The organism is Oceanirhabdus sp. W0125-5 (genome assembly GCF_027938815.1).
Taxonomy (GTDB): domain Bacteria; phylum Bacillota; class Clostridia; order Clostridiales; family Clostridiaceae; genus Oceanirhabdus.
The window spans coordinates 1,507,330-1,520,269 of record NZ_CP115913.1; the positions used below are offsets into that span (position 1 = coordinate 1,507,330).

9 protein-coding genes are annotated in these 12,940 nt (G+C 31.7%); 7 read left to right on the forward strand and 2 right to left on the reverse strand.

The features are described 5' to 3' along the window. Entirely contained in the window at positions 1 to 1,557 is a 1,557-nt protein-coding gene (locus OW730_RS07290; RefSeq protein WP_271228390.1) for a lysine 5,6-aminomutase subunit alpha, read from the forward strand. Next, positions 1,557 to 2,345 carry an OAM dimerization domain-containing protein gene (locus OW730_RS07295; RefSeq protein WP_271228391.1) on the forward strand — a complete coding sequence of 263 codons (789 nt, stop codon included), beginning with the start codon at positions 1,557 to 1,559 and terminating at the stop codon, positions 2,343 to 2,345. Before OW730_RS07290 ends, OW730_RS07295 begins: the two co-directional genes overlap by 1 nt. Before the next feature lie 795 nt (positions 2,346 to 3,140). Here OW730_RS07295 and abc-f read toward each other — a convergent pair. Continuing rightward, positions 3,141 to 5,054, reverse strand: a complete 1,914-nt coding sequence (gene abc-f, locus OW730_RS07300) for a ribosomal protection-like ABC-F family protein (protein ID WP_271228392.1) — start codon at positions 5,052 to 5,054, stop codon at positions 3,141 to 3,143. A gap of 561 nt (positions 5,055 to 5,615) precedes the next feature. Between abc-f and OW730_RS07305 the strand changes: the two genes are divergently transcribed. The 5 genes from OW730_RS07305 (at position 5,616) to OW730_RS07325 (ending at position 10,439) form a co-directional block, all read left to right on the forward strand. Then, entirely contained in the window at positions 5,616 to 6,287 is a 672-nt protein-coding gene (locus OW730_RS07305) for a redox-sensing transcriptional repressor Rex (RefSeq protein WP_271228393.1), read from the forward strand. Between the two features lie 401 nt (positions 6,288 to 6,688). Further along, the gene (locus OW730_RS07310; protein WP_442945437.1) at positions 6,689 to 7,468 is read left to right on the forward strand and encodes a short-chain-enoyl-CoA hydratase; all 780 of its coding nucleotides are present in this window, start codon (positions 6,689 to 6,691) and stop codon (positions 7,466 to 7,468) included. Between the two features lie 13 nt (positions 7,469 to 7,481). Then, positions 7,482 to 8,621: an acyl-CoA dehydrogenase gene (locus tag OW730_RS07315; protein WP_271228395.1), complete on the forward strand. Its 1,140-nt coding sequence runs from the start codon at positions 7,482 to 7,484 to the stop codon at positions 8,619 to 8,621. 13 nt (positions 8,622 to 8,634) lie between these two features. Continuing rightward, the gene (locus tag OW730_RS07320) at positions 8,635 to 9,414 is read left to right on the forward strand and encodes an electron transfer flavoprotein subunit beta/FixA family protein (protein ID WP_271229532.1); all 780 of its coding nucleotides are present in this window, start codon (positions 8,635 to 8,637) and stop codon (positions 9,412 to 9,414) included. A 20-nt stretch (positions 9,415 to 9,434) separates the two neighbouring features. Next, positions 9,435 to 10,439, forward strand: a complete 1,005-nt coding sequence (locus OW730_RS07325; protein WP_271228396.1) for an electron transfer flavoprotein subunit alpha/FixB family protein — start codon at positions 9,435 to 9,437, stop codon at positions 10,437 to 10,439. Between the two features lie 931 nt (positions 10,440 to 11,370). On the opposite strand, the gene OW730_RS07330 is transcribed toward OW730_RS07325, so the two are convergent. Further along, on the reverse strand, positions 11,371 to 12,786 hold the full coding sequence (locus OW730_RS07330) for a DDE-type integrase/transposase/recombinase (RefSeq protein WP_271227150.1): 1,416 nt from the start codon (positions 12,784 to 12,786) through the stop codon (positions 11,371 to 11,373). Positions 12,787 to 12,940 lie beyond the last annotated feature (154 nt).

Genomic DNA, 12,940 nt, shown 5'->3' on the forward strand with positions numbered 1-12,940 from the left:
GTGAAGAGTAAATTAAACTTAAACTGGGATTTAGTTGCTCAAGCTAGAGAGAGTGCTAAAAATATTGCGAATGATACACAATCATTTATCGATAAGCATACTACTGTAGCTGTAGAAAGAACGATTTGTAGATTATTAGGAATTGATGGTGTAGATGAATTAGAAGTACCATTACCAAATGTTGTAGTTGAGAATATTGAAAAAGGAAATGGTATATCAATAGGTGCAGCTAAATTCATAGGAAATGCTATGGTTGAAACTGGGCTTAATCCACAAGAAATCGCTGAAAGAGTTGCTAAGGGTGAATTAGATTTAACTTCATTACCTATGCATGATGATTTTGAAATCAAAATGGCGATTGATAAGATTGCTGGTGAAATGGTAGATAGAATCAAGGCAAATAGAGGGAAAAGAGAATCTTACCTTGAAGAGTTTGGAGATAAGACTGGCCCTTATTTATATGTTATAGTTGCTACTGGTAATATCTATGAAGATATTAAACAGGCAGTTGCAGCTGCAAAACAAGGAGCAGATATTATAGCTGTTATCAGAACAACTGGACAAAGTCTTCTTGACTATGTTCCATATGGAGCAACAACAGAAGGATTTGGTGGAACAGTTGCAACACAAGAAAACTTCAGACTTATGAGAAATGCTCTTGATGAAGTAGGAGAAGAGTTAGGTAGATATATTAGATTATGTAACTACTGCTCAGGACTTTGTATGCCTGAAATTGCTGCTATGGGAGCTATAGAGAGACTAGATGTTATGCTAAACGATGCTCTTTATGGAATATTATTTAGAGATATTAATATGAAAAGAACTATAGTAGACCAATATTTCTCAAGAATTATAAATGGATACGCTGGTGTTATTATTAATACAGGAGAAGATAACTACCTAACTACTGCTGATGCAATAGAGGAGGCTCATACTGTATTGGCATCACAATTTATAAATGAGCAATTTGCATTATTTGCTGGATTACCAGAAGAACAAATGGGATTAGGTCATGCTTTTGAAATCAATCCTGATACTGAGAATGGTTTCTTACTTGAACTTGCTCAAGCTCAAATGGCTAGAGAAATATTCCCTAAAGCGCCATTAAAATATATGCCACCAACAAAGTTCAAGACTGGTGATATATTTAAAGGAAATGTACAAGATGCATTATTTAATATGGTAACTATTATGACAGGACAGAAGTTACACCTTTTAGGTATGTTAACAGAAGCTATTCACACACCTTTCATAGCAGATAGAGCAATCTCAATAGATAATGCTAATTATGTATTTAATAACATGAAGGACTTTGGTGACGAAATATCATTCAAGCCTGATGGAATTATAGTAAATAGAGCTAATGAGGTTCTTGGAAATGCAGCTAACTTATTAACTGAAATCGAAAAATTAGGTTTATTTAAAACATTAGAGCAAGGTGTCTTTGCTGGAATAAAGAGACCTATAGATGGAGGAAAAGGATTAGCGGGAGTTTATGAAAAGGACAATAACTACTACAATCCATTTATTGAGTTAATGCTTGGAGGTGCAAAGTAATGAGCGGAGGATTATATTCTACTGAATCAAAAGATTTTGATAAGAACTTAGACCTTACAAAGGTTAAACCTTATGGAGATACAATGAACGATGGTAAAGTACAGGTTAGTTTTACTCTACCAGTGTGTGATGATGAGAGAGGTATTGAAGCTGCTCTTCAATTAGCTAAAAAGATGGGATTGAAAAATCCTAACTGTGCTCATCATGGTTCATTAGATAAAGAATTTACATTTTATGTTGTATATGGTTCTCTTGAACATACAGTAAACTATGAAGATATACATGTTGAGACAGTAGATGTTGAAACAATGGATATGCATGAGTGTGAGGACTATATTAAAGAAAACATAAAGAGAGACGTTGTAATAGTAGGAGCTAGTACAGGTACAGATGCTCATACTGTTGGTATAGATGCTGTAATGAATATGAAAGGATTCGCTGGGCATTATGGACTAGAGAGATATGAAGGAATTGAAGCATATAACCTTGGAAGCCAAGTGCCAAATGAAGAATTTATTCAGAAGGCTATAGAATTAAAAGCAGACGTTCTTCTTGTATCACAAACAGTTACTCAAAAAGATGTACACATTAAAAATCTTACAGAGTTAGTTGAACTTTTAGAAGCAGAAGGATTGAGAGATAAAATTATTCTTGTTGCTGGTGGAGCAAGAATAACTCATGAGTTAGCAAAAGAGCTTGGATATGATGCAGGTTTTGGACCAGGAAAATATGCTGATGATGTAGCTACATTTGCTTTAACTGAAATGGTTAGTAGAGAACTTGTATAAAAGCGAATTGAAAATTGAAAATGGATAATGGAAAACGAATGACATTTCTCTTCGAGAAATTTTAATTGTATTGTTCTTTGAATGAGAAGAGTTTACTCGTTTCATTAAGAATGAAACATTGTACTTGAGATTCAATATTATTCATTGGATGAAAAGATCTTATTTTAAAGAAGAGTAGAAAAAGGTTCTGACTTACGTCAGAACCTTTTTCTACTCTAATAGGAAATTATAAATTATTCAATCTATGGGGAGGTAGTAAAGTATAAAGGATTATAAATGGGGTTATTTATTAAATAGCTTATTCAATATAGAATATTTTATCTATGAAAAATGAGCGGAAATTAATGAGATAAAGAACAATAAAATGTGGTTTCTCATGTAAGTGAGAAACATCCATCGTTGTCAATTTTCCACTTTCCACTTTCAATTAAAAAAAAGCACATAAGTGCTTTTTTATTATCAGTCGATTATAATTTTTTCTTTATACATGTAAGTTATTAAATCACGTTCTTCTTCTGGTATATCTAAATTGTTTTGTATGCGATCATAAAGCAGTTTCTTTACTAATAACACCGTATTGCTATTTTGGGTATATATTAGCTTATCGCCGTTGTTAGGTTCATTATTTAATATTATACATTTTTCTGAAAATCTCATAATAATAACCCTCGATTAATATATTTACATGTGAACTTCTTTAAGAATATAATACCATTTATTTAATAATTATACAATAAAAATAAAGATTTCACAAAAATTAAGAAGAACTGTGTCTGTTTTTAATATAAGAATTTACTATAATAAATTTTCCCATTCTGAATAAAGGTCAGTGAGGAAAGCTTTTAAATCAGAAATCTTTTTAGTTACTTCTGTACTTTTTTCAGGGTTAGAATAAACTTCTTCCTGACAGAGTAGAGCTTCCTGTTCTTCAATATTCTCTTCTGTTGCTGCAATTTCCTTTTCTAGGTTTTTAATTTTTACCTGAAGTTTTTTCTCTTCTTGTTTTTGTTGTTTAAGTTTCTTCTTTTCTGCTTTAATTTTAGTCTTAGTCATTCCTTCTTCAACTTGAATATCATCAAATCTTTTAGGGTTATTTTTCTTCTCAACATAATATGAGTAATTACCTAGGTACTCTTTGATTTCATACTCTTCTAATTCCATGATTTTATGAACTATTTTATTTAAGAAATATCTATCATGTGATATTACTAGCATTGTTCCAGAATATGATAATAATGCTTCTTCTAATGCTTCTCTTGACATAATATCTAAATGATTTGTAGGCTCGTCTAATAAAAGGAAATTAGGTTTTGATAACATTAGTTTTAAAAGATTAATTCTACATTTTTCGCCACCGCTTAAAGTTGAAATTTCTTTATATACATCGTCTCCAAAGAAAAGGAATGATGCTAAAGCGCTTCGAACTTGTTGTTGGTTTAATTTAGGGAAATCATCCCAAACTTCATCTATTACTGTTTTGTTAGGTGATAGGTTTGATTGTTCTTGGTCATAATAGCCTATTTGAATATTTCTTCCGTGGTGAATTTCCCCAGAGTTTGGAGCAAGTTTTCCCATTATTAAATTAAATAGTGTAGTTTTACCACGACCATTAGAACCAATAAGTGCAATTTTATCTTCCTTTTTGATGAAGAAATCAACATTTGAAAAGAGATGATTATCACCAAAACTCATGCTAAGGTCTTTACATTCTAAAATATCATTACCACTGCTTATAGCAGGCTCAAATAATATCTTTTTAATCTTGTATTCCCTATCAGGGGCATCGATCCTCTCGACTTTATCTAAAGCCTTCTGGCGACTCTCTGCAGCTTTAATGCTCTTCTCGCGGTTAAAGGACTTATATTTCTTTATAATTTCTTCTTGTCTTTTAATTTCTGCTTGTTGAAGGTTATATGCTTTTAACTCCAATTCATAATTCTTTTTCTTAAGCTCAATAAACTGAGTATAGTTACCATTATAAATTTTAATCTTTCCGTTTATTAATTCTAAAGTCTTGTTTGTTATAGCATCCAAAAAGAATCTATCGTGGGAAATAATTAAAACAGTACCGCTATATACTTTCAGATAAGATTCTAGCCATTCAATTGCAGCAAGGTCTAAATGGTTAGTTGGCTCATCTAGAAAAAGAATATCAGGTTTAGAGAGTAGGAGTTTACATAAAGCTACTCTTGTTTTTTGGCCTCCACTTAATATGGAAATATCTTTATCAAAATCTTCTTTTGTGAAACCTAGACCATATAAAACTTTTGAAATTTCTGATCTGAATACGTATCCGCCTTCTATATCATACTGATCTCTCAAGAGAGTATAATCATTAATAACCTTGTTATGATAATCAGCGTTATTATCATCAAATGGCTTAGCCATTTCTTCTTCTAATATTGATAATTTAGTTTCATAATCAAGTAATTTAGAGAACACTAAAAGCATTTCATCATATATAGTGTTATGGGAATCCAAAGAAAGGTTTTGAGAAAGATACCCTAACTCTTTTGACTTATCAATAAAAATATCTCCAGAGTCATAGCTTAGACGTCCAGTTAAAATTTTTATTAATGTAGATTTTCCAGCTCCGTTGCTTCCAACAAAACCAACCTTTTCACCCTCATTTATGGAAAAAGTAACATCAGTTAAAATCTCATCTATTCCATATAGCTTTTTTATTCCGTTACAACTAAAAGCTATCATACATAATCACCTCAATCATTAAATTTGAACGAATTTTAAATTTAAAATTCAATCATTATAATATATAGAAAATTGTGTTATACTTTTAACATATAAACCTTGTTAAACACTAAAAAAAAAGGTATATTTATATTAGTGAAAATATTAGCTATTTGTATTTAGTGAAACATAATTTATGCTCGTTTCAAAATATCAATGCTTTTACGATTTTTGTTTTTGTATAAATTAATAGTTGAACTTAAAATCAATATAAACATACATATTAAGTTTATCATTTTATTGTGTTTTATAATAGTAGGAAAATGTGTTTATCTCGTAAAAAAATGAGGTAATTATATAATTTAGGTGTATAAAATTAGTAACAGGCTGAATATTCTACTGATTTTTTCCTATCATAGAATAAGTTAGGTTCTATTAAAGTTCATCTATTCATGGTTCTGACGTAGAAGTGTATATGATGAACCTACCGCTTGGTATTTATTTGAGTATGCCTTTAGGAGAAAATTGTAATGTTTTTACTGAAAGCTTCATATTTCGGTAAAATGGGAAGGGGTGCATTTTTTGGATAAAAAGAAGTATATATCCATGGCGGTTATAAAAAGATTGCCAAAGTATCACAGATATCTTAGAGAACTTTTAAGAAATGATGTTGACAGAATTTCTTCAAAGGAATTAAGTGAAAGAATTGGTTTCACAGCATCTCAAATTAGACAGGATTTGAATAACTTTGGAGATTTTGGTCAGCAAGGGTATGGTTATAATGTTAGAGAACTGTACAAACAAATAGGTATTATTTTAGGTTTAACAAAGGATTACAATACTATAATTATTGGTGCAGGAAATTTAGGGCAGGCCATTGCAAATTATTCTTATTTTAAATCTATTGGGTTTAAATTGAAAGCTATCTTTGATAGAAATCCAAAATTAGTTGGACTTAAAATAAGAGACGTTGATGTTAAAGATATCGATAATTTAGAGGAGTTTTTACAGACTAACGATATTGATGTTGGTATATTATGTGTGCCAAAAGAACATGCTCAAGGAATAAGTGAAGTTTTAACATCAAATGGTGTAGATGGAATTTGGAATTTTGCACCTATTGATTTGAAAGTGCCTAAAAATGTAATTGTAGAAAACGTTAATTTAAGTGAAAGTCTTCTAACATTATCATGTAGAATGAATGAAAATTTAATGGGCAATAGAAGAAAAGTTAATACTATTGAAGAAAGTTAAATTGTAACATTTAAAGAACCTAAAATTTAGGTTCTTTTTTTATTAACCAAAAAAAAAATAAATTGTTAAAATTCAGTGAAATATTAACAAACAAAACTTTCAAAAATAAAATTAAAGAAAAGTATGGTGTGGAATTTTTTTACTATTTTTAAGTTGATTAAACATTGAGAATCAAAGAATTCAGATTTGAGAAAATATTTATAAATTTATCAACAATATTGTTGAAATAAAAAATAATGATGTTATAATGTAATTGGAAGTGGAAACTTCCAGATTATTTTGCCCAATCTTGTTATAAAGTTAACAATCTAAACAATCATTCAAGGCTAGACATACAATGATTCATAAAAGTTTTTACAGAATAAAAGTGGTAGAATTCAATATATTCTAGGAGATGAGTAATTATGTATGAAAATATTAAATTGTCTATAGAAAATGGTATTGCTACTATTACTATGGATAGACCACAAGCCTTAAATGCATTAAATTCTCAAACTTTAAAAGAATTAAATAGTATTATCGACGAAGTAGAGTGCAATGATGACATAAGAGTCCTTATTATCACTGGAAGTGGTAAGTCATTTGTAGCTGGTGCAGATATTTCAGAAATGAAAGATCTTAACAGTGTACAAGGTAGAAAATTTGGTCTTCTAGGAAATAAGATATTTAGAAGATTAGAATTATTGGAAAAACCAGTTATTGCTGCAGTTAATGGATTTGCTCTTGGGGGCGGATGTGAATTAGCTATGGCATGTGATATAAGAATTGCTAGTTCAAAAGCGAAATTTGGACAACCAGAGGTATCATTAGGTATTACACCAGGATTTGGTGGTACACAAAGATTAGCTCGTTTAGTTGGAATAGGAAAAGCTAAGGAACTAATATTTACAGGGGATATGGTAAGAGCTGATGAAGCTTTAAGAATTGGACTTGTAAATAATGTGGTTGAACCAGATGAACTTATGAATGTAGCTAAAGAAATGGCTGAAAAAATAAAAAATAACGCTCCAATAGCTGTTGCATACTCTAAGGTAGCAATTAATAGAGGGGTTGAAGTTGATATAGAAACAGGATTAATGTACGAAGGTGAAGTGTTCGGTTCTTGCTTTAGTACAGAGGATCAAAAAGAAGGAATGAGCGCATTCCTAGAAAAAAGAGAAAAATCCTTCAAAAACAGATAGGGGAGGCTTTAAAATGATATTTGAATTAACAAGAGAGCAACAATATGTTAGACAAATGATGAGAGAATTTGCAGAAAATGAAGTAAAGCCAATAGCGGCTGAAATAGATGAAACAGAAAGATTTCCAATTGAAAATGTTGAGAAAATGGCTAAATTAGGTGTAATGGGTATTCCAATTCCTACTGAGTTCGGCGGAGCTGGTGGAGATAATATTTCATATGCAATCGCTGTTGAAGAATTATCAAGAGTATGTGGTAGTACAGGAGTTATATTATCAGCTCATATGTCTTTATGTACAGCTGTTATAAATCAATTTGGTACTCCAGAGCAGAAGGAGAAATACCTTCATGATTTAGCATCAGGAAAGAAAATTGGTGCTTTTGGATTAACAGAGCCAAATGCTGGTACAGATGCTGCAGGTCAACAAACAACAGCAGTACTAGATGGTGATAACTACATATTAAATGGTCAAAAAATATTTATCACAAATGGTGGAGCTGCTGATACTTTTATAGTTTTTGCTATGACTGATAAGAGCAAAGGTGTTAAAGGAATTACTGCTTTCATAGTAGAAAAAGGATTCAAAGGATTCTCAATAGGTAAAGTAGAGGATAAAATGGGTATTAGAGCTTCTTCAACTACTGAATTAGTATTTGAAGATTGTATTGTACCTAAAGAAAACCTTCTTGGAAAAGTAGGAAAAGGATTCTCTATTGCCATGAAAACTCTTGATGGAGGAAGAATTGGTATTGCTGCTCAAGCATTAGGTATAGCTCAAGGTGCTTACGATGAGTGTATTAAATATATGAAAGAGAGAAAGCAGTTTGGTAGATCAATTGCTAAATTCCAAGGATTACAATGGATGATTGCTGATATGAATACTAAGATTGAAGCTGCTAGATTATTAGTATATAAGGCTGCTTATAAAAAAGATAAGGGTCTTCCATTTAGTGACGACGCTGCTAGAGCAAAACTTTTTGCTGCAGAGGTTTCAATGGAAGTTACAACTAAAGCGGTTCAGATTCATGGTGGATATGGATATACTAAAGAATATCCATTAGAAAGAATGATGAGAGATGCTAAGATTACCGAGATTTATGAAGGAACTTCAGAAGTTCAAAGAATGGTAATCGCAGCTCATGAATTGAAATAGGAGGGCTCTAATGATGAAAATAGTTGTTTGTATAAAACAAGTTCCAGATACTACAGAGGTAAGAATAGATCCAGTTAAAGGTACTTTAATTAGAGATGGTGTTCGTTCAATAATGAACCCAGAGGATAAAAATGCTTTAGAAGGTGCGTTATCATTAAAAGATACAAATGGAGCACATGTTACAGTAATTACTATGGGACCACCACAAGCTGAAGCTGTATTAAGAGAAGCTATGGCTATGGGCGCTGATGAGGGAGTTCTTATTTCAGATAGAGCTTTTGCTGGAGCAGACACATTAGCGACTTCTTATGTATTAGCTGAAGCAATAAGAAAATTAGAAGCTGATATAGTATTTGCTGGTAGACAAGCTATAGATGGAGATACTGCTCAAGTAGGTCCAGAAATCGCAGAACATTTAGATATGCCACAAATTACTTACGTTGAAGACGTTAAAATTGAAGGTGAAGAATTAAAAGTTCAAAGATCATGGGAAGATGGTTATGATATCATAAGAGTTAAAACTCCAGTTCTTTTAACAGCTATTAAAGAACTTAACTTCCCAAGATACATGAACGTTAAAAATATATTCCAAATATTCTCTAAGGATATTATAAAGTGGAATGCAGATGATTTAAATTGTGATAGAGCAAAAGTTGGATTAAAAGGTTCTCCTACTAAAGTTAAGAGATCCTCTACTAAAGAAACAAAAGGCCAAGGTGAGATTATAAATGTCTCTCCTAAGGAAGCTGCAGAGATAGCAGTAAACAGATTAAAAGAGAAACACTACATTTAAGGCCAAGAGGAGGGGAAATTATGAACTTAACAGATTATAAAGGTGTTTGGGTATTCGCTGAACAAAGAGATGGAGAATTACAAAAGGTTTCTTTAGAATTATTAGGTAAAGGTAGAGAAATTGCTGATAAAATAGGAACAGAGTTATGCGCTGTATTATTAGGAAGAGATCTTGATGATATGGTTAAAGAATTAGGAGCTTATGGTGCAGACAGAGTTATCGTTTGTGAGCATGAGTTATTACATCACTACACTACTGATGCATACACTAAGGTTATATGTGAATTAGTAGAAGAGAAGAAGCCAGAAATCATGTTTGTTGGTGCTTCTTACGTAGGAAGAGACTTAGGTCCAAGAATTGCTTGTAGAGTTGAAACAGGATTAACAGCTGACTGTACGTCACTTGATGTTGAAGAAGAGACTAATAATCTTCTTATGACTAGACCTGCATTTGGTGGTAACCTTATGGCTACAATCATATGTGCTGATCATAGACCACAATGTGCTACAATCAGACCAGGTGTTTTTGCTAAGCAAGAGAGAGACGAAAACAGAGAGTTTATCGTTGAAAAATACAATGTTGAATTAAGTGAAGATGATATTAGAACAAAAGTTGAAGAAGTTGTTAAGGTTGCTAAAGAGGTAGCTGATATTACTGAAGCTGATTTCATCGTTTCTGGTGGAAGAGGAGTAGGTAACGCTGAGAACTTCAAACTTCTTGAAGAACTTGCAGATGTTCTTGGTGGAGTTGTTGGTGCTTCAAGAGCGGCAGTTGATAACGGATGGATTGACAAGTCACTTCAAGTTGGTCAAACAGGAAAAACAGTTAGACCACAAATTTATATAGCTTGCGGTATCTCAGGAGCTATTCAGCACTTAGCTGGAATGCAAGATGCAGATTACATCATAGCTATTAACAAAGATGCAGATGCACCTTTAATGAAGGCTGCAGACCTTGCTCTTGTTGGAGACTTGAAAAATGTTATTCCAGAGCTTATTCAGCAGATCAAAGCAAGAAAAGAATAGGATATAAAAACATAATGGAGAACTTAATAAAACCATAATGGAGAATTGAGAATGGAGAATGGAGAATGATGGACATTTCTCTTCGAGAAATTTAAATCTTATTGGTTAATTACAATATGATTTTACTCGTTTTATTTTGATAAAACATTGTATGACGATACAACGTTTTGTGTATGAATAAAATTACTTAAAACGTATTGTTCTATATAACAATATGATGTGGTTTCTGCTCTAAAGCAGAAACATCCATCATTCACCATTCTCAATTATCCATTCTCAATTTGTTTTTAAACGCACGCATGGCGTGCATTTTTTCTATCTAAAATAGAAGTTTGGTCTTTTAATTGGAAGATTAAAGTAGTATTATAGGATATGTGAAGAGGATTATTATTAATTTTCTGAATCAATAAAAAATTTACGGAGAAAAGAAAGTGGAATAGAGTACTATTTGCATTTAACTACGAGAAATGTTAAAGCTATTTATTTGGACACAATAAGGTTTTATGTTTTTATATGATGAAATGTTGATAGCGTTAATACAATATTTTATCTAAAGATAAAATGAGTGAAAATATATTGTTCTAAAGAATAATAAGATGTAGTTTTTACGAAAGTAAAAACATCAATCATTCTCCATTCTACATTATCAATTCTCCATTTCATTCAAGTTTTTTTATTCCATATTGTGCACGCATAGTGTGCGATTTATTGGTAGTGTCAAAAGTATATGAAAATTGATATGGGATATAAGGATTTAAAAACAAGAAGATTATTTAATTGAGAATTGAGAGTTGAGAATTGAGAATGTTGGATATTTCTCTCCGAGAAATTAAAATGATTGCTATTTTTTATCCCGAAAGGGATGTGTGATTCTAAAAAAGGGTATGGCAAATAAACCTATGATATAGGTCGATTTTAAAATAATGCGATATTAAGATTGGCAGTATGACTCAGCTAATTTCATTAATTTGCACCAACGTGCAGGCATGGTTTCCAACTCTTCAAGTTCTGGAATTATTACAGGAACTTTTTGTTCTAAGCTTGCATGAGGTTTCAAGAAATTGAAGTATGTACAAAAAAGAATTATATGAGTTATAGAGCCATTTGAGCTATTGTAGCCATTAGTAGTCTTATAGCTTCTCTTAAAGGTTCTGTTTAATCGTTCAATAATCTGTTTTAAAGGACGATATTCAGCAGAAACTTCATCATCATTTGTAAGTCCAATTACTTGTACGATATCGAAATTAATATCATTATTAGCGAAGAAAACTTCTGCTAACAGATATATTGGATTGCCATCGACTACTAGTTTAAGGCTATCAGGAAGCTTTTCGTACTTAGTGATAACATCGTAGATGGCTCTACAAGCTAAGAAAGTATCGCGATGAGGCGAAACTCTATACGAGAGAATTATCTTTTTAACAGCATCAAAGAAGAAACATATATAGTTCCATTTACCATTAACCTTAATGTATGTTTCGTCACCACATATAGATTCTGTTGGATTGTATGGATAGTTGTCCAACATTGGTTTTAGCAAAACTGAAGCAGCTTCTGCATAGTTTAAAACAGTTTGATGCGATATCTTTACACCATGAACTTCTCTCATTATGGCTGCTGTTTTTCTTGAAGATAGTCCGTAATTTACGTAGTAAGTCATTATCAAGCCAAATACATGAGATGAGGAATACATCTTAGATAATGAGATGTTACTTTGCACAGGACTATCGCCCTTTAGAGAGGCTAAATCAAAATCAAATTCTCTAAATATATATCTAACTTTAGTATCATAGGGTTTTTCTTTAAATGCTTGACGTTCCTCTTTTGTCATAGACTTTAGGTTATTTTTATAAAAAGAACAGTTGTTATTTCTGCATTTGTAAATGGTAAAATTACTACGATTTTTTATGCTATCTAGAAATTTATTACAATGGGGACACTTAAACCTTACCTGTTTATCATAAAGGTTTTTAGGATTAAATTTAGTGGAACAAACTTTGCATTTACATTGTCCTCGTCCACCATTATTATCGTATAGATAAATATTTGGAGCAGAACATTTAGGACAGCTGATTTTAGAATCTACGTGAGAACGTCCTTTTTGAGGTCTAACAGGAGCTAATTGCTTGCCTTTAAGTTTATGGTGCTCCGCTAGGAGTTCTGTGTAATTAAACCTTTCAGGTTTCACGATTATTGGCTTATCATCTATTTGGAAGTCTCTGAAAGGTTTATTTAAAGGATCCGAGTTGGGAATCTTATTAAGTCCTTTTCCGGTCAATAAAATAATTAGTAGGTTTATAACTTGTTTAAGAAAAACAATATACAAAACTAAAAATGAATTAATCATGTTAAAAGCTTGCCTCCTTATCTTTGGTGATATATTTTCTTTTCGCAAACTAAAATTAACACCTTTAGAGGGAGGGGGCAAGTCTAATATAGATAAAGTATTGAAAATAAAGGGGTTACGTCGGAAGTACCATTAAAACTTTTGACAATACCGA

Bases quoted from the DNA above. Each gene is read 5' to 3' on its own strand.
- OW730_RS07295 (WP_271228391.1), top strand. From the start codon at position 1,557: ATGAGCGGAGGATTATATTCTACTGAATCAAAAGATTTTGATAAGAAC.
- abc-f (WP_271228392.1), bottom strand. From the start codon at position 5,054: ATGATAGCTTTTAGTTGTAACGGAATAAAAAAGCTATATGGAATAGAT.
- OW730_RS07315 (WP_271228395.1), top strand. From the start codon at position 7,482: ATGATATTTGAATTAACAAGAGAGCAACAATATGTTAGACAAATGATG.
- OW730_RS07320 (WP_271229532.1), top strand. From the start codon at position 8,635: ATGAAAATAGTTGTTTGTATAAAACAAGTTCCAGATACTACAGAGGTA.
- OW730_RS07325 (WP_271228396.1), top strand. From the start codon at position 9,435: ATGAACTTAACAGATTATAAAGGTGTTTGGGTATTCGCTGAACAAAGA.
- OW730_RS07330 (WP_271227150.1), bottom strand. From the start codon at position 12,786: ATGATTAATTCATTTTTAGTTTTGTATATTGTTTTTCTTAAACAAGTT.